We start from the raw sequence: 26,145 nt of genomic DNA, 5'->3' as shown, positions 1-26,145 counted from the left end.
GGAACTGCGACAGGGATGGGGCAGCTCGGAACAAACCGTCGCTGAAGGCCGCGCGCGTAGTCTGCGTGAAGCGCGTGCTGCCGCCCTCTCCATCATCCGAACATCGTGTCAGTCTTCGATATCGTCGAACATGACGGGCGACCATGGATCGTCATGGAGCTGGTATCCGGCCGATCACTGAAAGAGTTGATTGCCGCTGACGGTCCTCTGCCGATTCCTGAGGCAATCGAAATCGGCCTGCAGCTGTTATCAGCACTGACTGCAGCTCACGACGCTGGCGTCACGCATCGAGATGTCAAACCGGCGAACGTTCTCCTTTCGGCGGATGGGCGGGTGCTGCTGACCGACTTCGGCCTCGCGACCATGGCAGACTCCGAAACCTTGACGGAGTCAGGAGCGGTACTGGGCACACCCGGATACCTCGCCCCTGAACAAGCAAAAGGTCTCACACCCGGCCCACCTGCGGACATATTCGGATTCGGCGCGACCCTGTACTTCGCGGTCGAAGGCGTCGGACCGTTCCAGCGAGACGGGTATCTCCCGATGCTAGTCGCCTACGCGAAACACGACGTCCGGGCGCCACAGCGCGCCGGCAACCTCGCACCGGCACTGATGCGGTTACTCACCGCAGATCCAGCGCGGCGACCCACCGCTGACCACGCCCGAGAACTGCTGCTGGGCAGGCCGACGCGACCCCGCATCCTGACCAGGCGCCGCCTCCTCGCCGCTGGGGCTGCGCTCAGCGCCGCGTCGGTGGCCGGCGCTGCAGGTGTGTAGGGGCAGTTTAGGGACTCGCCGCAGGTCAATGGCAAAGTTTCGCGGCCGGTTGGCGGAGGGGCGGTCGCGTGGCGACGTGATGGCATCAGTGAGGCAGCGACGGCGGGGCCGGCCCTGTTCAGGGTAGGCGACGGCAAGCTGTGGAAGATGGACGTCGCCACGGGAGGAGACGTTTGGACCTCACCGGTCGGCTTCCGCTCACGCGTGCACGACATCGGGGACGGCCGACTACTGGTCTCCGAATTCGCGAGCTCTGGCGGTTACCAGATCCTCAATGCGGCAAATGGCCGGCAGCTGGCCGAGGTCTCTCGCACCATGATCAATGTGACACAAGGTCTCGTATTAGCCCAAAGCGATGCAGAGGATCTGCAGGGCCTAGATCCGGCAACCGGAAACGTGCGGTGGACCGTGCCACGAGCAGCATCGGCCCTGGGCTTCTACGCGTCCGATGACGTGCTCTGTTTCACCGTGAACGAGTCCGGCACCACCCAGCCGGTTCTTCGGGGAGTCGATCGGCAGACCGGGGCGCTACGCTGGTCTTACCGCCAGCCAAAGAACAGCAGGCTGCTCATTCCCCTGCAATCGTCGGACCTGGTATCGACCAGGGTCGTCTGGGGCTACGAAAATTTAGCCCACCTCGCAGTCATCGAGAAGCGGCGATTAACTCTACATTGTGCAGACATCACCGCCGGCAAGCGGCTCTGGGCAACCCCACTACTCGAAGTCGCTACCGAAGAGGCCGAGGCAGCCATCGAGGTGCTCCGCGTTGACACTGTCAGCACCCTGTCAGTCGCGACCATCCGCGACAGACGTATCAACCCGGACAACTCCGGCCTGATAGCGGTCGCGCAAGGAAGCGTGCGCTGGCGCCGACCCCTGCTCAATCCCAGCGTTGCGGTCACACCCGATGGACGCCTTTTCGCCGCAACGTACGACTCTGTGCTGCACGAACTCGACCCCGCCACCGGCGTGACGCTCTGGTCCACCCCCACCCCCGGTGCAGCCGACCTCTTCACCGCCGCAAACACCATCGTCGCCAAAATCGAATGGAGCCTCACCGGTTACCGCCTCACCACCAAATGATCGGTCCATCGATCTGACATCCGGCAGCACCGATAGGCGTCGCCGTGGCCGCACCCCCATCGCGCGAACGTCTGGTCAGGGCGAAATCCGATTTCTTGACGACGACGTCTGACCACGAACTGGTTCGTCGGCTAAAGCCTGAGTCGGTGACGTTTGCCGTCAGGGTAAGCGCTAGTCAGCGCGGTGGCGTGGCGGTGTCGTCTCACGCAGCAGGACCAAGGCAAGAAGCGCAGCGATGCCGTATGTAGCGGCCTGAATTTCGAGCAGCGGTAGGGTGCCGATGATCTCCAGCAGGCCACCGGCAGTAAGCAGGCCAATCGCTTGGCCGGCAGCCTGGCTCAGGCCGAGCGCGGCAAAGGTGCTTCCGCGTCGGCTTTCGACCGATGCGTTCTGCAGCAGGCTGGTCAGGCCAGCGGCCAGGAGAACAGCTGGCGCGCCGATCGCTCCGAAGAGAAATCCATAAGGGAGCACACTGTGTGTCACGAACGAGAGGTTCCAAATCACGGCGGTGAGTGCGGCGAAGACGGCGGCACCGAGCACAGTCAGCCGCAGGATGCGGAGATGCCCGCCCATTATTCCGAGGAAGGCGCCGGCGACGATCGCGCCGACTGCCTGCACGCCGCGCAGAACACCGACATCTGTCGATGTCCCGTCGATGATGTCGGTGACGAAGAAGACGAACAAGACGACGAACAGGCCTTGGCCGATGGAGGCGGCGAACGCCACGATGAGCGGCGCGCGAGTGAGAGGAGTGGTGAACGCTCGCAGCACCCCGCTGCGCGGCGACCTAGTTTTCTTCGACGGCGCGTCATCGCTGACCGCAGAGCCTTGCGGCAGGGCCACGACGAGCGCAGCGGCGACCAAATAGGTCATGAGATTGACCAGGACAACGCCGTTCAGGCTGATCGCCAGGAGCAGGATTCCGCCGAGCGGACCGCCGATAATTCGGCCCAGGTCGTTGTTGAGCCCAGTGAGCGCGTTCGCGGATACTGCACGTTCGGGACCGACCAGTGTCGGCATGAGAGCGTTCTTCGCGGGCTCGAAGAACGTCGCGAAGCTCGCCTGAGCAACAATGACGCCATACAGCAGCGGAAGATCAGACGTGTCGCGCACCATGAGCAGTGGCAGCAGAGACACGGCTTGGGCGAGCATGGCTACGACCATGAGACGGCGCGGTGGGTACCGGTCGACGACGCGGGCGGCGAACGGAGCGAGTAGGACGGGCGGGGCCAACTCGAGCAGGAAGGCGATGGAAGTGCCCAACGCTGAGCCTGTAAGCCGCAGAACCACCAACGGCAGCGCAATGAACATGAGCCAGTCACCGGTGTCGGATACGACGCCTGCAACCCACAAGCGCCGAAAGGCCGGGACCCTGAGCGCGGATCCCGCCCACACATGACCCTCAGGCTTCTCGGCGGCGACAGTGGCCTCGGCAACGCCGCTCACCGCCGCGCGCCGAACGCCGGCCGTGGGATCGCCATGAGGGACAGGTGGACATATTCTGCGTCTGCGGGAGCATCCGTACGGACCGCTTGAATGTAGGGCCGGACTACCGCATCGATCCGCTGCAGAATCTCGGCGTGCTCGTCCACCGTCAGGGCAAGGCCATAGCTAGCGTGCGCGTTGCGCTCGCGCCAGCGCGGCGGAACCTCCGCATGCCGGCGCAGGTACTCGCGGGCTAGGTGGTGATCGAGTTCCACCGCCGCCGCCATTACCGCCGCTACATCTCCGGGCCCATCAGGAGTGTTGCCGTCGACCGAGAACCCCGTAACAGTGGCACGCCAGGGCCGTGACCGTCCGTCTCCCGAACCATCCCGCTCGACAAGGCCGTGAGCGGCGAGCACCCGCAAGTGATAGCTGCAATTCGATGGGGTGTCCCCCACCTGGCGCGCACATTCGGACGCGGTGGCAGGACCCCCGGACATCAAGTAGCCCAACACGTCCAGCCTCACCGGATGCGCCAGAGCGTTGATCACGGCGGGATCGGTGACCTGGGGACGACGTTCGAGCATGAAAAACTCCTCGTATATGAAAGAACCTTTCAGATCCTAGAAGAGGGCCGCCCAACCTGCAAGACTCTTTCAGATCTCAACGCCAGTCGAGCGCTGCCCAGACGTGGAAGCCATGATTACCAAGCGCTCAACGTGTCACCGCGCACGAGCAAGCCGGTCGACCATCCCCGGAGGGAATCGACGACAGGCAAGATCGACGAGCGCCCCACCGCGCTAGGCAGGGATGGTGAGCGCGCGAACGTTTCGACTTGGCGCGTCGCGACCTCTAGGGTGAGCCGGTGGTTGGCAACAGCGAGACCACTGGCTCCTCCCCCGATGACCAGACCGCGGGGCGGCAGAACCGTCCAGGGAACCGGGCGTCGCTGGTGGCCGCTCACGGCAGGGAACGAAACGCATCTTCTAGGTAGCGAACTGATGGGCCGGCCAGCAGGCGGCCCGGCGCGGTGGCGTGGGTGCTCGTCGAAGAACGCCCGCACGTACGGTCGCTGGGCGGATAGATCGTTCGCCGCTTCGATGCTGCCGATCAACGGCTCGCTGTCCCGCAAGAAGTGTCGAGCTGCGTCAGCAGGAATGGGAAGTCGGTGGATGGCACCCCACGCACCCCGCGGCTACCGCTACGTCTTGCACACCACCGACGCGAATGGGCGCCCCCTGCGACGTCGACCCCTGTGAAGTAGTCGCTCGGGCAACTTAGTCGAAAGATCGACGCGTGTTTGCCGACCACGCGATGAGGAAACACTGCCGCCGTTGATCGTGCTCACCGCCACCCGTACAGCATCACCATGCTGATGGGTCTCCGACTGGCGGGCACGTAGCTCGCCCCGGCACGTGCGCGGACATCCGCTGCACACCGGACACCTCACCGAAGGGCACGTCATGTCGTTCCTCTGGGCCATCATCGCCGGACTGATCATCGGCCTGATCGCACGAGCGATCCTGCCCGGCCGGCAGAACATCCCCATCTGGCTGACCATTCTGCTGGGTGTACTCGGCGCCCTGATCGGCAACGCCGTCGCTACCGCCCTGGGAGTCAGGGACACCGGCGGCATTGACTGGATCCGCCACATCGTCCAGATCGCGGCCGCAGCCGGCCTGATCGCCGTCGTCACCCCCCTATGGGCCAAGCGCACACGCCGGTAGCACCTGCACGGAATGTCAAATAGGGGCAGAGCGGAATAAGGCGCTCTGCCCCTATCCTATGTCTCGCCCGGCCACGAACCGAGTCATTCGTTGACGCGACCACGGCAACGTGGCAATACGCGAACAAGGCAGGCGGACCGGACCGTCGGTTCAAGAACAACCGACAGCTGCCGATCATGTTGTACGGCCGACTGACACTCACCACGGCGCAGGGGTCGCGCGCCAACGACGCCGCAGCAGCGACCGCGCACCGCGTCCGCGTCCAGTCGGTTCCTGCCGACGAAGGCTTCTGGGTCGGCCCCGACACCCGCGACCGGCTCTGGGTCACCCTGACCGGCACACACGGCGAATCCGTCTTCACAATGAAACGCGGGGACTTCGTCGAGTTCACCGGCGTGATCGCCCGCGTCACCCCGAACTTCACCACCGACTCCGGCATCACCCGCGACGAAGGCGCCGACCAGATCAACCAGCAAGGCTTCTACCTCTCCGCACCGGCGAGCAGCGTCAAATTGTTATCCTGAGCCGGAGCTTCACCCTTGCCGAGGTGAGTATAGGCGGTCGGTGGTCCCGCTGACCTATCGCCGCAGACTTCTCACGAGCGGCGCCCAGGGCTACATCCGCAGAGTTTTTGCCATCGCCGGCGTCCTTCCACTGATAGACGAATCCGCAGGACCGTGAGCAGCACCACTGTCCTATGGCCGCATCGGCACTCGGTAAGCGAGCGGCCTATAAGGCTGGCTGATCGGGGGATCGCCGCGGCAACACGGCGAGGTGCCCGTAAAAATTCCTAATCGCCATCACCACCCGCTCGTAATCGTCGAGGTCGATCGGCTTGGTGATATAGGCGTTGGCATGCGTGCTGTAACTGGCGATGACGTCACTGTCCAACGACGAGGTGGTGAACACGATCGTCGGAATCGACTTGAGCTCGGGATCTGACTCGATCTCGGCCAGCGCCTGACGGCCATCGACGCGCGGCATATTCAGATCAAGAAGGATCAGGTCCGGCCGAGGAGCATCACGGTGCGCGCCTTCACGCCGCAGGAACGCCAGGGCCTCGGAACCGTCACCCACAGTGGTGCAACTCGCTGGGGATACTGTGCTCATCGAACGCGTTCTCCACGAGCGCGAGATCGCCGAAATCGTCCTCGACCACGAGTACCTGTAACAGCGGCACCTCAGGGGCCGCCGCTGGTGCGTCGCGCTGCTCAGGTTCTTTCGCCACCCGATCCACGCTACGCCAACGATCAGGGACGGCCTTCGCGCAGGAGTGCCGCATCGAGCTGGCCCGGACGATATCTGATCCCGCCAGAAAGACGCCCGCGTGCGCGCACTATCGGCGTCGCGATGGCGGCCGGGAAGTACAACAGCGTCAGCGTGTCTCACGACGGCAATAAGTGAAGCAATTTCTGAGTGTGTCCTCGGAATTTGCTGGGTATCAACGTCGCCGCAGCTACTGAATGACCGCCAGCTATTGAAGGAGTCCTCAAATGGGCCGTGGAATCACCGATGCGCCCTCGGCATGCTGAGCGCCTCTCCCTGTGATAGCGGTGCCAGTGATGCCTCAAGGAACCTCCGCCAGGGCATCGCAAGATACCTGCCTCCCCTTGGCACGACGGAGATGATGTTGCAACGGCATATGCACCTGCGATGCCTGGCGGTACTCCACCGGCATGCGGCGAGCCGGTAGAAAATGGCACGCAGTACCCGCTGGCCCTGGCTGCCTAGCTCGCCCCGGTTTCCGCTGACCGTCGCCGGGCACGGCCGGATCAGCCACACTTACCTTCGCCACACCGGCCGGCTGGTCGAGATGGTCGGTGAGGAACCGGGTGCCTGGGGTCTGCTGTTCGTCACCGACGCACGCGGTCGCCACTGGACCTTGTTCTCACCCGACCCCGAGTACACCGCGATGTACGCCCCCGCGGCGCATACCTTCACTCTTGACTTCACGCTGTTCGCCACCAAATTCCCCGGCTAGGCTCGCGGGTGGCGCATTCCCTGAAAGGCCCAGACGGGCACCATCCCCAAGGTGCCGGTCGCGGTCTGTGTTAGCCGCCCCTGCAAGGGGAATGCTGCACGACCGACAAATGCAAGGCCGGCACGGATAGACCGCACCGGCCTTGCTGCTCGCGTAAGGCCGCAGCTCCCGGCTGCTGGTGGGTGAGCGATGTCAGCGACGCATGTTTCAGACGATTGTGGAACTGTCGGTATTGCCGGACGCCGCCTGCGGCGCAGCGGGCACCTTGCGGGGCTGGTTGCGCATGGCGGTCGAGGCTGTCCGAGCGGGGCTGGCAGCCGGTGATAGGGCTCCGGACTTCACAGCCGGTACGGAGGTGGAACTTGTGGGTAGCCCGGAACCCTTCGTCTGCGCAGTGCTGTTCGCTGGCGTGACTTCGGCCGTGGTCGCGTCGGATGCTCGGGTGTGGTGGGTCAACTTTCGCACCCCCACCATGACCTGCTCGTATTTCTCGCGGCCGGCGCGGCTTCCGAGCACATACCCGACGGCAAGACCAACAGCGAACTTCATCGTTTTCATGGCAATCCTCTATCTCGATCGGGGCGGTGGGTAGTTCTCTGCGGCGGTGTCAGCGGTGCAAGAATCCCGGCAGCCAGCGGTTACGCGCCGCGCGAGCCTGTGCCTTTCGACGGCGGGAGACGATGACAGCAGCCACCGCCCCCACCACCGTCAAGGCCGTAGCCGCGGCAGGCACGGGGCGACTACGCACAGCGTGCTGCGCCTGCCGAGCCCGCTGCGGAGCGGACTGCCGTACCCGAGCAGCACCAGCGGCAGACTTGGCCTTCATGTCCGCCAGGGAGCGACGAAGGCGTGTTGCGGGAACTGCCTTCTCGGTGATCGCCGTGACGGTATCGGTGATGTCCCCGCGAGTCTGCTCGATCTCCGCGCGGATGTTCTCCGGCGCTCCCGGCACGGAATGTGAACTGATCACCTTGTCGGTGGTGTCGCTGGGCCTCATGTCTGAACCTCTCCTCGCCGTCATGCCGTCGCCGTCTGCCATCTCGGTCGCGTGACCTGAGTTGAACCAAGGCTGCGTTCTGCTTGCCCTCCCGCCGACCCCGCTAACCTGCCGGAAGGCACATTCGCACCTCGGGCGTGCCTTCGCGAAGTCGCTGCTGATCGCTTCGAAGCCTGCTCTGCCGCGACTCGCCCGAGAACTCTGAGATCTCGTCTGATCGGGTTGTCCAACACCGGGTTCCCCTCTTCCGTGGCCATTCGATGATCCGATGGAGGAAGAAGGGAGCGAGACAAATGGCGAGCATCGTAATGACCGAAGAGGACGCGGACCTACGCCTCGAGGCCGCCCGGGCGCTACGCCAGGCGGGCCACACCGTCATCATTGCTTTCGACGGGGCGCAGGCGTTGGCGGCAATCCGTGAACATCGCCCCGAGGCCGCCGTTCTCGCTGCTGACATGCTCATCATGTCGGGAGTGCAAGTGTGTCGGATGATGCGCGAAGACGACGACCTGCGCCATATCCCCGTTCTCCTGACGAGAGCCCCCGCCGGGATGCACGAGATGCACATTCCCGACGCCGGTGCCACGGCGGTGCTTGCCGGACCGGTTACCTCAACACAGCTCGTCCAATGCCTCAACGGTCTGCTGCAGGAGAACCGCACAGTCAGGTTGGTATATCCGGCAATTTGAGAACTCCCGCAAATCCTCCAGCGGGTCCGTGTACCAGGCACCCGCACCGCATCCTTGACACGCACGGGCTACGCGAAACCCCCATCACTCCACCGATGGCGTCCCTGCCGAACCGGCATCCGCGATCCGCGCTGGCGGGTGATTTCATCGGCCGCCCGCCGCACAGTGAAGGCCGAAAACCGCCAGCTATCACCTTCGCGCTCGAGGAAGACTTGGGCAGACCGACGACATGGTGACCGGCCGATCTTCGATGTCCCTGGCGGGCGTGGAGGTGCCGCCACACGGTTGGACTTCCGGCCACGATGTCGTTCGGAACCTGCCGAATCGAGGATGGGCGCCATGGTCGACGCATCGAACATCGCTAGAGCGCGTACGTTTCGCGCCTTGCACGAACAGCCTTTGCTGGTGCTGCCGAAGGGTCTGCTGCACGGATAGGTGACATCTGATGTGGCTTGCCTTGTGGGCGGCCTGGAAGGATGCCATCGTGCCCAAGCCCTATCCCCAAGAGTTCCGCGATGATGTCGTGCGGGTCGCTCGTGACCGTGACCCGGGTGTGTCGGTCGAGCAGATCGCCAAGGACTTCGGGGTCCACCCGATGACGTTGTTCAAGTGGTTGCGTCAGGCCGACACCGACGAAGGCATCAAGCCTGGCGTGAGCCGCAGTGAGGCGGCCGAGCTGCGCGAGGCCCGTAAGCGGATCAAGCTCCTCGAACAGGAGAACGAGGTCTTGCGCCGTGCTGCGGCGTATCTGTCGCAGGCGAACCTGCCGGGAAAAGGCTCTACCCGCTCGTGAACGAGCTCGCCGCCGACGGCATCCCCGTCGTGGTGACGTGCCGGGTGTTGAACATCGCTCGACAGCCCTACTACCGGTGGCTGGCCCGTCCGGTCACCGACGCCGAACTGGCGCAGGCATACCGGGCAGACGCGTTGTTCGACGCCCACCGCGACGACCCAGAGTTCGGCTACCGGTTCCTGGCCGACGAAGCCCACGCTGCCGGACAGCCGATGACCGAACGCACCGCCTGGAAGATCTGCTCCGGCATGGGCTGGTGGAGCACGTTCAGCCGCAAACGGCGGCGGGGGCAAGGGCGCCAGGCCAGGCCCGCCAGTCCACGACGATCTCGTGAAACGCGACTTCACCGCCGGCAGGCCGAACAGGTTATGGCTGGCCGACATCACCGAACACCGCACCGATGAGGGCAAGCTCTACCTGTGCGCGATCAAGGACGTGTGGTCGAACCGGATCGTCGGCTACTCCATCGATGCACGCATGAAGTCGAGGCTGGCCGTCAACGCCGTGCACAACGCCGTGGCCCGCCGCGGTGACGTGGCCGGCTGCGTGCTGCACACCGATCGCGGGTCGCAATTTTGCAGCCGTAAGTTCGTCCGCGCCTTGAACCAACACCACCTGGTCGGGTCGATGGGCCGAGTCGGCGCCGCCGGCGACAACGCCGCCATGGAATCGTTCTTCGGCCTGCTGCAGAACAACGTCCTCGACCGCCGAACCTGGACCAGCCGCCAGCAACTCAGGTCCGCGATCGTGACCTGGATCGAACGGACCTACCACCGCCGCCGACGCCAACGAACGCTAGCCCGGTTGACCCCTATCGAGTACGAGACCATCATGGCCCCACCGGCCAGTCAGGCTGCGTGACTAGAACTGTCACCAATCGGTGCAGCAGACCCGAACGCCTGGGATGCGGCAAGCGCGTCCCTGGTCGCCCGCGCCGGCGCTGCGGCTGTCGCCACTACCAGCGGCGGTATTGCTCGGTCACTGGGCCTGCCTGACAGAGAAGCCCTGACCCGTCAGCAAATGGTCGCCGCGGTTCACCGCATCTGTGCGGCCGTTGACGTGCCGGTCACCGCAGACATAGAAGGCGGATACGGGGACACGCCCGAAGACGTCGCAGCCACCGTCCGGGCCACTATCGAAGCAGGCGCAGCGGGGATCAACGTCGAGGATTCACATGCCGGGCACGGAACTCTGCGACCTCGGGACGAACAAACACGACGGCTGCAAGCTGCCCGGCATGCGGCGACTGCCGCGGGACTACCACAGCTCATGATCAACGCTCGGACAGATGTCTACCTGCTGAACGCCATCGCACCCGCGAGCCACTTCGACGAAGTCATGATCCGCGCGAGCGCATATGCCGAGGCCGGTGCTGACTGCCTGTTCGTGCCGGGCCTGTCGGATCTCGCGACGCTCAGCGCGCTCGCCGCGGCGTCCGCCTTGCCTGTCAACGCGATGGCAGGACCGACAGGGCCCACCATCGGTGAGCTGGCAGCGGCTGGAGTCCGCAGGGTCAGCGTCGGCACGTCGATCGCCCAAGCGGCATACGGCCTCGTCGAGCTAGCCACCCGCGAACTGCTGAAGTCAGGCACCTACCGTGCGCTCGATACAGCGGTCGGCTATGCAGAGCTGAACGCGCTATGGGAAGCACCCGCCGGATACCGAAGCTAGCTAGGTCAACCCCGGTGTACGCGCCTGTCGCGGCTACTCAGCAGTTGCTCAGCCACAGCGATCCGCACGTAATGCTCTAGCGAATTGCCGTTTCCTGGGTTTCTGTCGTTGCTGAGCTCCTGAACATGCCTCTTGCGCCGCCTTGGAGGTGACCGCTTGGTGGACGCGGTCATCTTGGCAAGACATCCGGCGGACAGCGCTCATGATGAACGCAGGCGTGCCGATCTTCAGGATGCTCCTGGTGCGCACGAGACGTGCGCAGCTGACAGCCAGGAGACGCGAGTGGCTTCGTGTCGGTCCGGCAGACTGTCCTCGGCCGGACCGACACGGAACCCATGATCCGATCCACCCACACCATCGCTCACGAACAGCAACCAGCGCCGAACAGCCCAGATACCCCCGGGTGCGCCCGGGTCAGAAGCCGACCCAGCCCGTGATACCGAGATCATCTCGGCCTTGGCAGGTTGGCCTCCCGCAGGTGGCCGTCACGAACGCAACCGGAGCAGCGCTGTCTCCGCCGTAGGGCGTCGTGCGGCCGCGCCCGCTACGGCGGTCCGGGGCGGTTGCTGCGGGATTGCCTTGCTGGCGTCTTCACAACACAAGATCGTTGATGGTAGAAAATCGGTCGTGACCGGACGTGACTTCCGTATCGACGCCGAGACAAGCACCGCGATCCCCGAGGTGGCGATAACTCGGGTACGGCTGGCAGGCGAGTGCGACATGACCGCCAGCAGCCGGCTGCGCGAGGTGCTGCTCAACATTGTCGACGCCGCGGACGCCCCCCGGATGGTCGTCGACCTCGACCAGGTCACCGCTATCGACGCATCAACCATCAGCGCCATCATTGATGGCTATCTCATCGCGCAACATGCCGGCACCACGCTACGACTGGCCAACGCTCACGGCATCGTCCACCAAGCCTTCGATGCTCTTGGCTTACTGACTCTCTTCATCACGGGGTCCGACGGGGACGGGAAAGGACCGTCTACGGAGGCGTTTTCGGCCCTGAGAATGTCATTCGGTGAAGACGAGGGCATTGATTCTTGCCGGAAACCGAATCACTTCGGTTTGGTGTTGAGCGACCGGACTGAGGGCTTCTCAGTCCACTGTCGTCGTGATGGTGTGCCAGCCCGTCGCGCCGTCCGGGAACGGGGTCGCCCGCTGTTCGGTCTGCACCGCGCCGGTGCCGTCGGTGGCCCGTACGGCGAGAGTGTGCGGGCCGGGAGTTGCCTTCCACTCGTAGCGCCACTGCACCCACGTGTCCGACGACGGCACCGGCAGCAGTTCGGCCTTCTCCCAGCCTCGGTCGTCGACGCGGACTTCGACCGTACGGATGCCGCGGCCCTGGGCCCACGCCACGCCCGCGACCGTCGCGTTCCCGGCTTGGACCGTGGCGAAAGGCTGCGGCTTGTCGATCCGCGAAGCGGTCTTCACCGGCCCCTGGGCCGCCCAGCCACGCCGCACCCAGTACGCGTCGAAATCGGCGAACGTGGTCAGTTCCAGCTCGGTCACCCATTTGCAGGACCCGGCGTAGCCATACAGGCCGGGGGTCAGCATGCGGACCGGGAAGCCGTGCTCGACGGGCAGCGGCTCGCCGTTCATGCCGACGCACAGCATGGCGTCCCGTCCGTCGAGCAGGGTGGCGACCGGCGTACCGATGGTCATGCCCTCCACCGACCGGGCAACGAGCTGGTCGGCTTTCGGATCGACGCCCAGCTCGGCCAGCAGCGGAGCGAGGGGAACGCCCAGCCACCGGACCGTGCCGATGTACGGCCCGCCGACCTCGTTGGACACGCAGTTGAGGGTGATGTCGCGTTCGCGCAACGGCCGGTCGAGCAGATCGGCGAAGGACAGCTCCAGCTCCTTGTCGACCATGCCGTGGATACGCAGGGACCAGGTGCCCACATCGATCTTGGGCAGGGTCAGGGCGGTGTCGACCCGGTACAGCTTCTCCGAGGAGAAGCCGGGCGCTAGGCCGGAGGGAAGGGGCTTGGCGGGGTCGGCGGGGACGGGGAGTTTGATGGCTTCCCGGGAGCGGGCGATCGCGCCGCCGCGGACGCGTTTGACGGTTTCCGCTGCGCCGCCGAAGAGCACTGCCCCGCCGGTGATGAGCAGGGCGGTCCGCAGGAAGGTCCGCCGGTCTGGGTTGGCGGTCCGGGTTCGGGTCCAGAGCAGCGCACCGGCGGCGATCGCCGCGCCCAGCAGGGACGGCACGGCGTCGTAGGTGATGGCTGCCGGGCGGGACAGGGCGGCCGTGGCGCCCGCGAGGCCGAACACCGCGGCTCCGGCGATCGCTGCCCAGCGGCGGCGGATGGTCAGGATGCCGACGACGGCAGTGAAGATGATCAGGACTAGTCCGATGCTGCCCAGCAGTACCGGTTTGTCGTAGGTGCCAAGGTTGCGGACCGCGAATTCTTTGACTGGGGTGGGCGTCGCGTCGATGATCGCCCCGCCGACGGCAACGAGCGGCGAGGCGGCCGGGCGGGTGGCCGCCGCGAGCAGTTCCGCGGCGGCAACACCCAGGGCAGCGCAAAATACGCCGATCAGCGCCGGTTTTCCGGTACGCCGGATCATCACGCTCAGCTCTTCGGCATCAGGACGGTGTCGATGATGTAGACGGTCGCGTTGGCGGTCTGCACGTTGCCACACACCACCGAGGCGCCGCCGACCTTGAAGTCGGTGCCGCTGCCGGTGACCTTGACCTCGCCGCCCTGCAGGGTCTTGTGCGAGCCGGCCAGGTCCGCGGGGGACAGCTTCTCCGGCACCACGTGCAGGGTGAGGATGCTGGTCAGGGTCTTCTTGTCAGCGAGGACCTTCTTGAGGTCCGCGGCGGGGATCTTGTCGAAGGCCGAGTTCGCCGGCGCGAAGACGGTCAGCGCCGGGGCGGTGTTGAGCGAGTCGACCAGCCCGGCCTGTTTCACGGCACTGACCAGAGTGGACAGGACCGGGTTGCCGGAGGCGGCGCTAGCGACCGGCACCTGGGCCATGGAGGCGAAGCTGCCCGGGTCCGACGCGTCGGTGGGCACCGCGGAACAGCCCGCACCGAAGTTCGTCATGCTGTCCGTGGAGGGAGAGGACATCATCGGCGCGGCGGACGTGGCCATGGTCGTCGGCGCGGCGGCCGAACCGGTGTTCTCCGACTTCGAATCGTCACCACAGGCGGCCAGCGACACGGTGAACAGGGCGGCCGCGGCGACAGCGGTGAAACGGGTGGTGCGCATGGAAGAACTCCTCATCGTGGATTTCTCTGTCTCAACGGATTCGGAGCAGATCGGGTACTGGATGGGTCTCATCTGAGACCGATTAGCGCGACGACCGGTGCTGTCGGCGCGGGCGAGCCGCCGGTGGGTTCGAGCGTCACACCGACGGCGTCGGCGCCGGAGCTGTCGATGATCTGTATGGCCGTGGACCGCCCGGCGGGAAAGACCGCAGCGGAGATCGGCGTGGTGGCCCGTATCGTCCAGAGTTGAAATGCCTGGTTTCGGTCCGGCGGAACCTCCGCGCGCAAGGCCACCACACCTGCTCGGCGTGACGGCGAGGAGGCGATGGTGACTGTGCCGCCCCCGTGCATCGCCGCGGTCCTGAAGACCACGTCAGGAGCGGTCAGGATGCGCTGGGCCTGGTCCTCTCGTAGTCCGGCTGCCCAGGCGGCGGCGCTCTGGTCGCGTACCCGCTGTTCCTGCACCTGGTACACGCTCACACCGGTACCCGCGGCGAGCATGACGGCCGCCGCTACAGCGATCGAGTTGCGTCGCCATCGTGACGGACCCGCGGATTCTCGCGCGGTGTTGTGTGCGGCCGGTGGGATCTGCCGGGTACGGCTGACCGCGGTCAGCACGTCGGCGCGCAGTCGAGGTGGTGGCACCGACCAGGTGCTGGCGGCTAGGCGAGCCGCGGTCTCGCGTAGTTCATCGGTTTCGGCGAGGCAGACCGCGCAGCCGGCGAGGTGGCGTTCGAATGCGACGCGTTCCAGGTCATCAGCCGCGTGGAGGGCGTAGACGCCGACCAGCGCGTGCGCATCTGTCGTGGTCACGCCGTCACCCCCGTATTCATGCAGTCGCGCAGCCGGATCAGCCCGTCGCGCATCCTCGTCTTGATGGTCGGCAGCGGCGTGTCCAGCAGCTCGGCCACCTCCCGATACGAGTGGCCCTGGTAGTAGGCGAGCGTCACGGCCTGGCGCTGCAACTCGGTCAGGTCGTCCAGGCAGTGCCGCACCTGCTGGCGCTCGAGGCGCCCGGACACCTCGTCGGCCACCTCGTCGTAGGGGGTGTCGACCGAGGCCGCGCCGACCTTCATCGTACGGACGGTGGAGGCCTGTTCGGAGCGGACCCGGTCCACTGCGCGGCGGTGCGCGATAGTCAGCACCCATGCTGTGGCGGAGCCGCGTCCGGAATCGAACCGGGCTGCCGTACGCCACACCTCGACCAGGACTTCCTGGGCGACTTCCTCGGCCTGCGCCGGATCACGCAGGATCCGGCGAATCAGGCCGTACACCCGCGGCGCGACCAGGTCGTACAGCTTCTCGAAGGCAGCCTCGTCGCCGCGCGCGGTCGCCCGCAGCAGGTCGCCGGCGTCCAGCGGCGAAGACGGCACCGCCGACAGGTGAACCGGCCTCCTCGCAGCGCCGTGTTCCATCGGGTCCACCTCTCCGTCATCCACGGTCTCTCTCACGCTGATTCGGCGCTCTACGCTGCGAGGATGGGTCCAGGCCGCCTGCCGATCCACGCGAGGCGATCGACGCCGGAGCCGACTACTGGACACCGATCAGTGGATCATCTCCACTGATCACTGCGCGCCAGCTACGGACGACCTCGATCTGCGGGAGCTTTCGGGATGCCTCCAGGCGGCAAGAAAAACATGAGCATTACTTCTGTTTGAACTTCGGCCCGGTCCTCAGTCGATATCGTGGCCCTAGACGCCCGGCACACCGGCATTGGCCCGGACGGCTGAACGGCCTGAGTCTGCCGATGCTTTCGCAAGGAGATCCATCCGAATAGAGCCGGGCCTCACGCGATGATTTGATTCTCCGCTTTACGTGGGCGGCTATCCCCGGTCAAGGCATTCTTCCTTATCTGCCTTCGCTCCCCCTCTTGGGGGATGCCGAGCCTGGTTAATCATGTCCTGCATTGCGCGGGCATCCCACACTTCTTCTTCATGTTAGGAAGCGACAACGTGTTCGGAAAAAAGCTTGTCAAAGAAATGATCGGGCGGAGCGCGGAGAACGGCGCCGACCGTCGTCGCTTCCTGCAAAGCGCCGGCGCGCTGGGCCTCGGAGTGGTCGGTGCCAGCGTGCTCACCGCACCGGCCTTCGCCGGCCCGGACGCATCGACAGGAACGGCTCAGGAAGCCGCAGCCGCGGCAGCTCCCAGTGATGGGGCGATTCTGAATTTTGCCTTGAACTTGGAGTACCTGGAGGCCGAGTTCTACCTGCATGCCGTCAACGGCGAGGGCTTGGCTGACAGCTTCACCACCGGCAAGGGCGCCCGCGGCGGCGTGACCGGCGGCCGCGCGGTCAAGTTCGACACCCCCGCGATCAGGCAGTACGCCCAGGAGATCGCCAACGACGAACGGGCCCACGTCAACTTCCTGCGCGGAGCACTCGGCAACGCGAAAGTGTCACGCCCCGCTATCAACATCCGTGACAGCTTCACCGCCGCCGCACGCGCAGCCGGCCTGATCGGGCAGACGGACACCTTCGACCCCTACGCCAACGAGAACAACTTCCTGCTGGCGGCCTTCCTGTTCGAAGACGTCGGCGTCACCGCCTACAAAGGCGCCGCCCCGCTGATCAGCAACAAAACCTACTTGGAAGCCGCAGCCGGCATCCTCGCCGTCGAGGCCTACCACGCCGCGACCATCCGTACCTCGCTGTTCGAGAAGGGCATGGCCGCACAGGTCAAGAAGCTCTCCGACGCCCGCAACGCGCTGGACGGCCCGCTCAACGACGACCAGGGCCTCACCGTCGAAGGACGGGCAAACATCAACCCGACCAACAAGAGCGGCATCGCTTTCAGCCGCACACCCGGCCGGGTACTCAACATCGTGTACCTCAACCCCGGCAAGGTAAGCCGCGGTGGCTTCTACCCCAAGGGCCTCAACGGCGACGTCCGAGTCAGCGGCTGAGCCACCCGGTCGAGGTCCGTCCCGGCTCGATCCGGGGCGGGGACGGACCTCGACCGGCGCTGTCACCACACCCCGCCGCCGAGGATGGAACCTGTTCGTGACTCAGCTTTCGCAGCGACCGCGCCTCAACGAGCCAGCCATGGGACCCCGTCTCGTCGCACCGGGCAAGATACGGGTCGCGACCGCACTAGGGCCGGCGTTCGTCGCCGCCATCGCCTACCTCGACCCCGGGAATTTCGCGACCAACTTCGCCGGTGGTGCCAGCACCGGCTACCGGCTTGTCTGGGTCGTCGTGCTGGCCAACCTGGTGGCCATGCCCATCCAGTACCTGGCAGCCAAACTCGGCATCGTCACCGGTCGCAGTCTGCCGCAACTCTGCCGAGAGAAGATGCCTCGCCGCGCCCGGGGGTTCATGTGGGGCCAGGCGGAAATCGTCGCCATGGCGACCGACCTGGCGGAATTCGTCGGCGCCGCCATCGGGCTCAACCTGCTCTTTGACATGCCGCTGCCGATCGCAGCAGGCGTCACCGTCGTGCTGGCCTTCGCCGTTCTCGCTTTCCAACGGCGCGGACACCGGCCCTTCGAGCTGGCCGTCGGTTCGATGCTCGCGCTGATCTGCGCCGGTTTCCTCTACATGACCCTGCGCATCCCGCCGTCAACCACCGACGTCCTCAACGGCCTGGTACCGAGCTTCGAAGGATCGGAAACCCTACTGCTCGCAGTAGGCATCATCGGCGCCACCGTCATGCCGCACGCCATCTACCTACACTCAGGGCTGATGAGCAGCCGCACCGCCAGATGCCAGGGCAAAGACCCAAAAAGGCTGCTGCACTGCGCCCGCATCGACATCACCATCGCCATGGGAATCGCCGGGCTCATCAACCTGAGCATGCTCGCCATCGCCGCCAAAATCTTCCACCACGGCCCCGGAACCCCCGCCATCGGCCTCGACGAAGTCCACCATCGGCTGGCCGAAGGCATCGGCGGCAGCGTCGCCCTAGCCTTCGCCGCGGCCCTGCTCGCCTCCGGCATCTCCTCATCCAGCGTCGGAACAGCCGCAGGCCAGATCATCATGGACGGTTTCCTCAACCTGCGAGTCCCGATCTGGCTTCGCCGGGCCATCACCATGACACCCGCCGTCATACTCCTAGTCTCAGGTATCGACCCGACCAAAGCGCTGGTCGTTAGCCAGGTCGCGCTCTCTTTCGGCATCCCCTTCGCACTCGGCGCCCTTCTATGGCTCACCAGCCGCCGCAGCATCATGGGTGCACACGTCAACACCCCCGCCATGACCACCGCCATGGCGGTCATCGTCGCCGCCCTCAGCGGCCTGAACATCATGCTCCTCGCCCAGCAACTAGCCAGCTGGACCGGACATTGAACACCCCCACGAACCCGCACACATCGCCGTAGGCCCGCCAGCCGTCCGCTCGCACATACAAACCCTCGGAAAGGTCCGCGACACGCAGCGCGTCGCCAGCAGAATCTTCCAACCGCCGGGAACGGAATCAGACACTCTGGCCGACATGCGCAATACTCAAAGTTTGCTCTTCTGCCTATGTCAACCAGCGACCGACACGGGCACACCCGGAATGCCTGCTGTGGCAGGCAGCCACAGCCTCGGGCCAGCGCCAGCGGCCAGCCCGGGACTGCGGGCACGGGGAATAGGTGCAGAGACGTAAGCGGGTCAGGCTGCCCCCGCCCGGATCGCCGCCGCGACGATGACGAGCCAACCGTAAGGAACGCGATCCCGCTCCATTCCGGCGCGAACAGACACCCAGTCCTAGAAGGCCTCCAGCCAGGCGGCAGGACTGCTCAGTACCACGTCAAACGGTTTATTCCAGATTGCAACAGCGTACCGAGTTAGCCTGCCATTCACGGCGCGGCCCGCAGCCGCAGTCATCGCTGATCCTCAAGCTGCGGGTTGCGCGGTGCGCAGGATAGCGTAGACGACGATGTTGTCCTCGTAGTGGCCGGTGTCGTTGTCGAAGTCGCCGCCGCAAGTGATGAGCCGCAGGCCCGCGTGGTTGATGGGCCCGTACACGGCGTCGGTGGGGAATTTGTCTTTGGGGTGGCGTTTGACGGCGGTGACGGAGAAGGTGGCTGTGCTGCCGTCTCGGCGCCGTACGGTGATCAGGTCTGCGGGTTTCAGCTTGGATAGCCGGGCGAAGGTCCCGAGCTGACCTTGGTAGTCGACGTGGCCGGCCAGGATCGCCGGTCCGAGCGCTCCGGGAGTGGGTGCTTTGGTGTACCAGCCGACGGTGGCGGCGTCGCCGGGCACCTGCATGCTGCCGTCAGCCTGCTGGCCGAGCCCCGTCACGGGTACGGAGACTTTGAGGGCGGGAATGGACACCCGGGTGGGTACGGAGGTGTCCATCAGTGGTCCGGTGGTGAGGGTCCCCGACCGGGTGCCGGGCGTCGCCGCTGGTGACGGGGTGTTCGGAGCGCTTGCCGTGGTGGCGGGCAGATCCGGTTCGTGCAAGCTCTGCCGCACTCCGATTGCCAGGGCGGTGAAGCCGAGCAGGGTGAAGGCGAGGGTCATCGCCGGGAGCAGGTATCGCTCCCGGCGGCGCTTGGGTGGCGGCCCTGATGCGGCGGTGTCGCTCATCGCTCAGCCCTGGGCACGCAGCCGGCGGCGGGCGATGAAGGTGCCGAGAGCGCCGAGCAGTGCGACGCTGCCGAGGGCGTACATCGGGGTGGGGTGGGGGCGGCTGGTGCCGTCGCCGGCGGCGACCGCGCCTACCGGTACTGATCCGGCGGCGGCGCCGGAGACCATGCCGCAGGTGGCTGGGTCGGTGGCTTCCTGCGGGATGCCGGTGAGTCCGGCGGATTTGGCCAGGGTGGATTCGCCGAGGCCTTCGAGGTCGTACTTGTCGTTGTTGTTGGCGTCGATGCCGTGTTGCACGACGTGCAGATCCTTGAGGTGTTCGAGGGTGCCCTGCGGCAGGTCGGCGCCCGCGATGGTGCGGTCATAGGCCAGGTTGCCTGTCGCGTCCGCGGTCGGCATGCGGTCCACGGCCAGTCCGCTGGCCTTGGCGGTGTCGCCCTTGGTGGTCAGCGAGACGAAGATGTCGCCGTACATCGGCAGGCCTTCTTCGGTACTGACGAAGCCGTTGCCGTCCTTGTCCGCGGACATGTCGGGACAGTGGAAATCCATCCCCTTGACCGAGCCGTGCAGGTGCTGGGCGTGCGGCGAGTTCGGCACCAGATTCTTGGACCGGATGCTGACTTTCAGGTCGCCGCTGCCGGTGACGGTCAGCGTCGCGGTCCCGGAGGCGCCGGAGTTGTTCAACGCGTCGAGCTGGACGTGGACGCTTTCGTCGGCGAACGCCGGGGCTGGTGCGGCCAGCAGGACGGCGGCGGTCGCGGGTATAGCCAGAAGAGTGCGGCGCAGTCTCACGGGGTGCTCCTCGTCGATCGGGGTGTCGACGGGAATTCGGGTCCGAGGCGTGTCCGGCTGGGTCACTGATCGACATATGACACTAGGTGATTGTTGGGCTACTGCTTGGGAGCGGGGACGGACCAGGTGGCGGGTGCGGAAGATCGGTCGCGCAGGCCGCCGACGAAGGTGCGCTGGTGAATCAGGTTTGCTTCCCAGTCTTGGTCGGGTGTGGTCCAGGCCAGCAGGTATGAGCGCGTGTTGTCGACGGCGCGCAGGATCTGGTGGGTGTGTAACCGCGGTCCTGACGGCGGCTGCCAGGTGTATTCCCAGTCGGCGCCGCCGCCCGCCACGAGAAGTACGCCCATGCTGACCTTCTGATAGCCGGGAAGGGTTCCGGTCGAAAGGGCTTGCTGCTCGACGGTCTGCCAATGCCGGAGCGGGTCGCCGGTAGGCGCGAGTCCCGGCTGCACGGTGAAGACGCGGACGCCGCCCGGATCGCAGAACGACACCCTGCTCGCGTCGGCGGTACGCGTCCAGTCCTTCGGTACCGGCAGGGTGAAGCCGGCGGGATCGACATGCTGTGACCCGCCGGCCGGCGCCTTCGCGGCGGAAGCCGCAGCGAGCGATTCGCGACGTCCCAGGGCACAGGGCGCCGCCGCTGCACCCGCGGCGGTAGCGGTGGGACGTGATGTCTGCGGAGCGGGACGAGGATCGTCGTTCCGGTCGACGGTCGCGGTTACTGCCGCGCCGATGGCTGCGGCGAGCGCGATGACCACCAACAGGATTCCGGTCTGTCTGCCCGGATGGTTCCAGCGTGACCGGGGTTCGGGTGCGCTGGATTCTGCCGGCGGCGAAGCCGTTGCCGTCTGTGGTGGGCCGGCCTGGTGAAGGTCGTCGTGGCGGGGACGCCGGGGCGCCGGCACGGCTGCCGAACCCACTGCACGTTGAGTCACCTTCTCGAGATCCATTTGTGCGCGGGCCGCGTTTGTCCGATGTGCGGGGTCGCGGTTCAGCAGTCCGGCGATCACCGGATGCAGCGGGCCAGGATGCCGCGGCGGATCCGGGGCGTCCGCCAGCACAGCGGCGAGGGATTCCTCGACGCTTGCCCGTTTGAACGGTGGTCGTCCCTCCACCGCCGCGTACAGGGTGGCGCCGAGAGACCACAGGTCCGTACGGGCGTCACCGGCCCCCTCGCGCAGCCGTTCGGGGGCGAGGAAGTACGGCGAACCGATCAGCGGCTCCGTCGTGGTCTCGCGACGGGCAACGGCACCGAAGGCTGCCAGCCCGAAGTCCGTCAGCACCACCCGCCCCTGAGCGGTAAGAAGCACATTGTGCGGCTTTACATCGAGGTGCATCACCTCTTGCCCGTGGGCCGCCCGCAGCGCCATCAGCACGGCCAGGCCCACCCGGGCCGCTTCCCGATGCGACAACGGCCCTTCTTCGGTGATCACCTGATGCAACGAGCGCGACTCCACGTATTCCATGACGATCCAGGACCGGCCGGTGGTCTGCACGACATCGAAGACGCGCACCACCGCCGGATGATCCAGTCGTGCGGCGGCGCGGGCTTCCCGCAACGCGCGCAGGTGGATCTCGTGCCGGTCCAGATGCGGCAGGCCGGCGGGCGCGGCGACTTCCTTGACCGCCACGTCGCGGTCCAGCAGCTCATCTCGAGCCCGCCACACCCGGCCCATGCCGCCGGACGCGATGAGGGTAAGGAGCCGGTAGCGGCCGGCGACGACCGCTTGCGCGGCAACGGCGACGCTGCTCGGTTCGGTCTCTCTCACTCGGCTATCCCGCCCTATCCGCCGCTCGATCACCACCGTAGAGAGTTCGGCACTCCAGAGCGTTCGGCTTGGTGGATGGGAGAAGAATTCGCTTTGCCGGGTTTCGGTGTGTTGCGGCGGGCCGTCGACCTACCCCTGGGTGCTGAATGGGCCGATGGCGGTCACGGTCGTCATGCCGAGTCCGAAGGTAAGGATCGTCGCGGCGATGGGGGTTAGCACGCGCAGCAGAACGACTCCGTACCGTGCGCGGCAGCGCCGACGGGACGACGGACTGCTGACGACAGGCCACCGGCGAAGCTCATCGTGAGCAGCGGGCGCAGGCGCTCGTCCAGTGCGGGCAGGTAAAACATGTGCGCCGGTGGGTCACCATCTGCGAGTTCTGCTGCTCGGCTTCTCTACCGACGAGGCCGACGACACCGCTGGCCGTGCAGTTGGCAGTCGCGGATCGTCGTGGGATTGGGCACACGGACCCGGGGAAACCAACATTCCGCGTCCCCTATGCTGCGCACAATCCAGGGACGACGTGGTCTGCCTGGAGATGCTCACTCTATTCAGGACTGTTCGCACAAATCGGCGGCATTCGACTTGCAGGAGATAATCGTGAAGGTAAGGCTAGTGGCGCTGAGCGCGCTGACAGGCCTGGCAAGCCTGGCAGTTCCCCACGCGGGGCAGGCGTCAGTGCGGGCTGTCCAGCCAACGCAGGTGTTGCAGGCGTCGGAGGCAGACCTGCCGTCCGAGGCGGATCCGGACTGGACCAAGGTGTTCCAGGACGACTTCAAGAAGGAACACAAGGTCGCCAAGGATGGTGACGGGTTCAGCGTGTGGACCGTCGACGATGTGCCCGTATGGAAGAACGTCGGCGAGGTGCGTGTCAACGGCGTGTGGAAGCCGAAGCCGATCGACAGCTGCGGGACGGTCGACACCGCCGACCCTGGACTCCTCAAGCTCAAGCCGTTCCCCAAGAACGACCCCGACACTCAAGAAACCAGATGGCGGTGCCGGATCACCTCGGTCCAGAAGTTCGAGGCCGGTACGCACCTGTTCGCCGCCAAGATCAAGGTGCACCGATCGACGGGGCATCTCAGTTCGTTCTGGTTGAACACTGCCCGGGGCGTCGACCAGCCGATCAACGAGATCGACGTCATCGAGAACGCCGGCGTCAAAAACCAGGCGAAGGGCTGCGAGGGCAGCCCGAAGATGGCAACGAACCGAGACGACTACTACGGCCTCAACCACACCTACTACTCGGCGTACAAGCCGAAACCCGCCGGCTACAAACACTGCCTGTCAAAGGCGAACGCGGAACCGCTGATCGACGACCAGTTCCACGTCTTCCAAGCCGAGTGGGCACCCGACAAGCACATCAAGTTCTCCATCGACGGCCGGGTTTCGGCGACGTACGGGGCGCAGTACGCCAAGGGCATCCCGCTCAACGCGATCCTGACGAACATCGGCGCGGAAGCCGACACCGCCGGCGAGCGCAACTTTCAGGTCGACTGGGTGAAGGTCTGGAAGAAGACCCCGCAGCCCTCCGGGCCGCCGCCGGTGCCGCCGACCTGCGACAACGACTGCTGGCGCGCCCAACTCGGCGTCCAGTCCTACAACTACCGGCCCAACTCCAACCCGGCCGATGTGCGCCTGGCCCGGATCGTGTTCGACCGCCAGTTCTACCTCGACAGCTACGCCGACGTGCGGACCTGGGCACAGAACAAGGTCGCCACCCAAGGCGGCAACATCTACGACCACGCCCAATGGCACTGGCTGAACTACGGCGTCCCGCAGGGCCGCATCGGCGCAGCCACCTTCGACCCCGCCTACTACATGGCACACCAACCGGACGTCGCCGCGGCCTACGGAGCCACCAACTACCAGGGCGCTATCACCCACTACCTGGCGTACGGCCGGGTCGAGGGGCGCCGCGGCTCGGTCTTTTTCGACCCCGGGTACTACAAGGCCCGCTACGGCGACCTCGCAGCTTTCCCGAACGCCGACGCCGTCGACCACTTCACGATCTACGGCATGAACGAAGGCAGGCAGGGATCGGCCGACTTCGCCCCCGCCTGGTACATGGGCACCTTCCCCGACCTGCGCAACGCCTTCGGCAGCAACAACTACCGCAGCGGCATGAGCCACTGGTACTCCAACGGCCGCCAAGAAGGCCGCCCCGCAACACCGTGAATCGCACTTTCGAGGACTCTATCGAGGTGCGATGCTTCCTCGCCCAGTGAACGGACCTTGCTTCGCGGTCGAGGAGGAGGCCTATGGGTGGCGCTGCGTGCTCCACTACTCAGCATCGGGGTGTGCTCGTCGCCACTCCTGGAGGTCTTGAGCACACGCGAAAGGGCGCCCACTCGACGTGGGCGCCCTTTCGCTAATAGAAGAGGTCAGCTAGAACCAGACTTTTCGCCCGGCGACCGGACGGCCGACAGCGCCGAGGATCCAGAGCACGGCACCGACCACCAGGAGAACGATGCCGATCGTGTAGAGGATCGACACCTTGAGGAACATGCCCAACAGCAGGAGGATGAGCCCGAGAACCAGCATGACTTCGCTCCGTTTCGCCGGCGGGCACCTCCCGCCGGCCCCGCTATACCCAGTACGCCAGCCAGCGGAAACGTGAGAACCCCTATCGAACGGAAAGCTAGGCATCATCGGCGACACTGTTCTCTCGTACGGGCGCAGCATGACCGCGAGGTGCTTGTGTTGCAGACCGGAGCTCCCTGGGACTCCGGGAGGTTTCGTGATGGAGTGATCGCGGCCGCGAACGAACCCCGCTTCTTGTCGGTGGCTCCCGATAACGTCTGCCCCGCGGACGCGCCACCCGAACAGCCGTCTGAACACAGATGCCTCGGAGTTCTGCAGGCCACACCACGACGACTTCGTCACCGTGGCTCTCGCTGGCGAACTCGACCTTGCCGCCACCGCCGACCTCACCGGCTCCTGCTCCACGACCTCGACCAACCCGGCATCCACGGCCCTGTCGCCGACCTCGCCGCCGTCACCTTCCTTCACTCGGCAGCCCTCGGCGCCTTGCTCGCGCCCACCAGCCAGCCGGACGACGCCGCGGGTCGGGTGGCTGATACTGAATTGGCGGTACATCGTTCGACATGAACGGGGTCCACGACATCCTGACCGGAATGACTCAGCCTGACACTGCTGACTGAACCGCATACTCACCATCGGATCGGCTACAGAACGTGGGGAGGGCCGAGTTGCGCCTCCTGCGAAGGGAGTGCCGCATCCTATGTCTCACTCTCGCCCGGCACTATGAGCCCGGCTGCCTTGCAGGTCAGGCCATAGCAACGCGGTCAGCGGACGCCGAAGCTTTCCTCAAACCTACGGTGCCTCTCATTCACCTGATGAGCTTGACATGTATCGGACTGAAAACCCTTACAAACAGCTTGGGCGTTTTGTAGAAGTTTAGTTGGTTTAAGGTGCTCTCCTGGCTTCGGAAGAGCTATTACGGGAGGGGGCTGCCACAGCATCAATGCAGGAAATGGGACCCTCATGAGCACGCGTAGAACCATCTTCGGCTCCATCGTCGCAGCGGCTGCGATCGCCGGACTGGGCACCGCCGCCGTCGCGAACACCGGCCACAACGACCACGACGCCGGCTACGACGGCACCGTCGCCACGGCGAAGCTGAAGGCACTCAACTCCTCCGGCGCCAGCGGCAGCGCCCGCATCGAACTGCACGGCAAGACCGCCAC

General features: G+C 65.7%; 25 protein-coding genes and 3 pseudogenes. 15 read left to right on the top strand and 13 right to left on the bottom strand.

Annotation, left to right across the window (positions count from 1 at the left end):
• Nucleotides 1–93 precede the first annotated feature (93 nt).
• A pseudogene (locus ACIA1L_RS32665) lies at nucleotides 94–777 on the top strand (serine/threonine-protein kinase); the annotation flags it as partial.
• Between the two features lie 84 nt (nucleotides 778–861).
• Nucleotides 862–1,860, top strand: coding sequence for a PQQ-binding-like beta-propeller repeat protein (locus tag ACIA1L_RS32660; RefSeq protein WP_396076936.1), 999 nt, complete (start codon nucleotides 862–864; stop codon nucleotides 1,858–1,860).
• 171 nt (nucleotides 1,861–2,031) lie between these two features.
• Here ACIA1L_RS32660 and ACIA1L_RS32655 read toward each other — a convergent pair whose 3' ends face one another.
• Both ACIA1L_RS32655 and ACIA1L_RS32650 read right to left on the bottom strand, forming a co-directional pair.
• Nucleotides 2,032–3,255 carry an MFS transporter gene (locus ACIA1L_RS32655; RefSeq protein ID WP_396076935.1) on the bottom strand — a complete coding sequence of 408 codons (1,224 nt, stop codon included), beginning with the start codon at nucleotides 3,253–3,255 and terminating at the stop codon, nucleotides 2,032–2,034.
• Between the two features lie 47 nt (nucleotides 3,256–3,302).
• Complete coding sequence (locus ACIA1L_RS32650) at nucleotides 3,303–3,872, bottom strand: winged helix-turn-helix domain-containing protein (RefSeq protein WP_396076922.1); 570 nt, start codon at nucleotides 3,870–3,872, stop codon at nucleotides 3,303–3,305.
• 828 nt (nucleotides 3,873–4,700) lie between these two features.
• Between ACIA1L_RS32650 and ACIA1L_RS32645 the strand changes: the two genes are divergently transcribed.
• Nucleotides 4,701–5,012: a GlsB/YeaQ/YmgE family stress response membrane protein gene (locus ACIA1L_RS32645; RefSeq protein WP_396076921.1), complete on the top strand. Its 312-nt coding sequence runs from the start codon at nucleotides 4,701–4,703 to the stop codon at nucleotides 5,010–5,012.
• Nucleotides 5,013–5,188: 176 nt separating this feature from the next.
• The gene (locus ACIA1L_RS32640; protein WP_396076920.1) at nucleotides 5,189–5,536 is read left to right on the top strand and encodes a hypothetical protein; all 348 of its coding nucleotides are present in this window, start codon (nucleotides 5,189–5,191) and stop codon (nucleotides 5,534–5,536) included.
• Nucleotides 5,537–5,741: 205 nt separating this feature from the next.
• Here ACIA1L_RS32640 and ACIA1L_RS32635 read toward each other — a convergent pair whose 3' ends face one another.
• Complete coding sequence (locus ACIA1L_RS32635) at nucleotides 5,742–6,089, bottom strand: response regulator (RefSeq protein WP_396076919.1); 348 nt, start codon at nucleotides 6,087–6,089, stop codon at nucleotides 5,742–5,744.
• Nucleotides 6,082–6,240, bottom strand: coding sequence for a hypothetical protein (locus ACIA1L_RS32630; RefSeq protein WP_396076918.1), 159 nt, complete (start codon nucleotides 6,238–6,240; stop codon nucleotides 6,082–6,084). Before ACIA1L_RS32630 ends, ACIA1L_RS32635 begins: the two co-directional genes overlap by 8 nt.
• A 468-nt stretch (nucleotides 6,241–6,708) precedes the next feature.
• Between ACIA1L_RS32630 and ACIA1L_RS32625 the strand changes: the two genes are divergently transcribed.
• A complete protein-coding gene (locus tag ACIA1L_RS32625) occupies nucleotides 6,709–6,993 on the top strand; it encodes a hypothetical protein (protein WP_396076917.1) in 285 nt (94 codons plus the stop codon).
• Nucleotides 6,994–7,195: 202 nt separating this feature from the next.
• On the top strand, nucleotides 7,196–7,585 hold the full coding sequence (locus tag ACIA1L_RS32620; RefSeq protein ID WP_396076916.1) for a hypothetical protein: 390 nt from the start codon (nucleotides 7,196–7,198) through the stop codon (nucleotides 7,583–7,585).
• A gap of 15 nt (nucleotides 7,586–7,600) precedes the next feature.
• Here the strand turns inward: ACIA1L_RS32620 and ACIA1L_RS32615 are convergent, their stop codons facing one another.
• Nucleotides 7,601–7,990 (bottom strand): DUF3618 domain-containing protein, encoded by a 390-nt coding sequence (locus ACIA1L_RS32615; protein ID WP_396076915.1) that lies wholly within the window; start codon nucleotides 7,988–7,990, stop codon nucleotides 7,601–7,603.
• A gap of 308 nt (nucleotides 7,991–8,298) precedes the next feature.
• On the opposite strand from ACIA1L_RS32615, the gene ACIA1L_RS32610 reads away from it, so the two are divergent.
• The 4 genes and pseudogenes from ACIA1L_RS32610 to ACIA1L_RS32595 form a co-directional block, all read left to right on the top strand.
• Nucleotides 8,299–8,679, top strand: coding sequence for a PleD family two-component system response regulator (locus ACIA1L_RS32610; RefSeq protein ID WP_396076914.1), 381 nt, complete (start codon nucleotides 8,299–8,301; stop codon nucleotides 8,677–8,679).
• A gap of 484 nt (nucleotides 8,680–9,163) precedes the next feature.
• A pseudogene (locus tag ACIA1L_RS32605) lies at nucleotides 9,164–10,333 on the top strand (IS3 family transposase).
• Between the two features lie 6 nt (nucleotides 10,334–10,339).
• On the top strand, nucleotides 10,340–11,143 hold the full coding sequence (locus tag ACIA1L_RS32600; RefSeq protein ID WP_396076934.1) for an isocitrate lyase/phosphoenolpyruvate mutase family protein: 804 nt from the start codon (nucleotides 10,340–10,342) through the stop codon (nucleotides 11,141–11,143).
• 627 nt (nucleotides 11,144–11,770) lie between these two features.
• Nucleotides 11,771–12,082: pseudogene (locus ACIA1L_RS32595) on the top strand (STAS domain-containing protein); the annotation flags it as partial.
• 159 nt (nucleotides 12,083–12,241) lie between these two features.
• Here ACIA1L_RS32595 and ACIA1L_RS32590 read toward each other — a convergent pair.
• On the bottom strand, nucleotides 12,242–13,717 hold the full coding sequence (locus tag ACIA1L_RS32590) for a molybdopterin-dependent oxidoreductase (RefSeq protein WP_396076913.1): 1,476 nt from the start codon (nucleotides 13,715–13,717) through the stop codon (nucleotides 12,242–12,244).
• Between the two features lie 5 nt (nucleotides 13,718–13,722).
• A complete protein-coding gene (locus ACIA1L_RS32585) occupies nucleotides 13,723–14,130 on the bottom strand; it encodes a fasciclin domain-containing protein (RefSeq protein ID WP_396076911.1) in 408 nt (135 codons plus the stop codon).
• On the opposite strand from ACIA1L_RS32585, the gene ACIA1L_RS32580 reads away from it, so the two are divergent.
• Nucleotides 14,129–14,440 carry a hypothetical protein gene (locus ACIA1L_RS32580; protein ID WP_396076910.1) on the top strand — a complete coding sequence of 104 codons (312 nt, stop codon included), beginning with the start codon at nucleotides 14,129–14,131 and terminating at the stop codon, nucleotides 14,438–14,440. The genes ACIA1L_RS32585 and ACIA1L_RS32580 overlap by 2 nt on opposite strands.
• Here ACIA1L_RS32580 and ACIA1L_RS32575 read toward each other — a convergent pair.
• Together ACIA1L_RS32575 and ACIA1L_RS32570 are read right to left on the bottom strand one after the other, a co-directional pair.
• Complete coding sequence (locus ACIA1L_RS32575; RefSeq protein WP_396076909.1) at nucleotides 14,433–15,176, bottom strand: anti-sigma factor domain-containing protein; 744 nt, start codon at nucleotides 15,174–15,176, stop codon at nucleotides 14,433–14,435. The genes ACIA1L_RS32580 and ACIA1L_RS32575 overlap by 8 nt on opposite strands.
• The gene (locus ACIA1L_RS32570) at nucleotides 15,173–15,778 is read right to left on the bottom strand and encodes a sigma-70 family RNA polymerase sigma factor (RefSeq protein WP_396076933.1); all 606 of its coding nucleotides are present in this window, start codon (nucleotides 15,776–15,778) and stop codon (nucleotides 15,173–15,175) included. The genes ACIA1L_RS32575 and ACIA1L_RS32570 overlap by 4 nt, the downstream gene beginning before the upstream one ends.
• 564 nt (nucleotides 15,779–16,342) lie before the next feature.
• Here ACIA1L_RS32570 and ACIA1L_RS32565 point away from each other — a divergent pair.
• Together ACIA1L_RS32565 and ACIA1L_RS32560 are read left to right on the top strand one after the other, a co-directional pair.
• Nucleotides 16,343–17,266, top strand: coding sequence for a ferritin-like domain-containing protein (locus ACIA1L_RS32565; protein WP_396076908.1), 924 nt, complete (start codon nucleotides 16,343–16,345; stop codon nucleotides 17,264–17,266).
• A 139-nt stretch (nucleotides 17,267–17,405) separates the two neighbouring features.
• A complete protein-coding gene (locus ACIA1L_RS32560) occupies nucleotides 17,406–18,647 on the top strand; it encodes an Nramp family divalent metal transporter (RefSeq protein WP_396076907.1) in 1,242 nt (413 codons plus the stop codon).
• 531 nt (nucleotides 18,648–19,178) lie between these two features.
• Here the strand turns inward: ACIA1L_RS32560 and ACIA1L_RS32555 are convergent.
• The 3 genes from ACIA1L_RS32555 to ACIA1L_RS32545 all read right to left on the bottom strand — a co-directional run bounded on the left by ACIA1L_RS32555 (nucleotide 19,179) and on the right by ACIA1L_RS32545 (nucleotide 22,435).
• Entirely contained in the window at nucleotides 19,179–19,874 is a 696-nt protein-coding gene (locus ACIA1L_RS32555; RefSeq protein WP_396076906.1) for a class F sortase, read from the bottom strand.
• Between the two features lie 3 nt (nucleotides 19,875–19,877).
• A complete protein-coding gene (locus tag ACIA1L_RS32550; protein ID WP_396076905.1) occupies nucleotides 19,878–20,666 on the bottom strand; it encodes a hypothetical protein in 789 nt (262 codons plus the stop codon).
• A 98-nt stretch (nucleotides 20,667–20,764) separates the two neighbouring features.
• On the bottom strand, nucleotides 20,765–22,435 hold the full coding sequence (locus ACIA1L_RS32545) for a serine/threonine-protein kinase (RefSeq protein WP_396076904.1): 1,671 nt from the start codon (nucleotides 22,433–22,435) through the stop codon (nucleotides 20,765–20,767).
• A 600-nt stretch (nucleotides 22,436–23,035) separates the two neighbouring features.
• Between ACIA1L_RS32545 and ACIA1L_RS32540 the strand changes: the two genes are divergently transcribed.
• Nucleotides 23,036–24,613: a family 16 glycosylhydrolase gene (locus ACIA1L_RS32540; protein WP_396076902.1), complete on the top strand. Its 1,578-nt coding sequence runs from the start codon at nucleotides 23,036–23,038 to the stop codon at nucleotides 24,611–24,613.
• A gap of 210 nt (nucleotides 24,614–24,823) precedes the next feature.
• On the opposite strand, the gene ACIA1L_RS32535 is transcribed toward ACIA1L_RS32540, so the two are convergent.
• The gene (locus ACIA1L_RS32535) at nucleotides 24,824–24,979 is read right to left on the bottom strand and encodes a hypothetical protein (protein ID WP_396076901.1); all 156 of its coding nucleotides are present in this window, start codon (nucleotides 24,977–24,979) and stop codon (nucleotides 24,824–24,826) included.
• A 963-nt stretch (nucleotides 24,980–25,942) separates the two neighbouring features.
• On the opposite strand from ACIA1L_RS32535, the gene ACIA1L_RS32530 reads away from it, so the two are divergent.
• Nucleotides 25,943–26,145, top strand: a 203-nt coding sequence (locus ACIA1L_RS32530; RefSeq protein WP_396076900.1) for a hypothetical protein, incomplete at its 3' end; no start/stop codon positions are given.

This window comes from Actinoplanes sp. NPDC051859, from assembly GCF_044452725.1.
In the GTDB taxonomy this organism is placed as follows: Bacteria; Actinomycetota; Actinomycetes; order Mycobacteriales; family Micromonosporaceae; genus Actinoplanes.
This window is presented reverse-complemented; position numbering and strand designations above follow the sequence as displayed.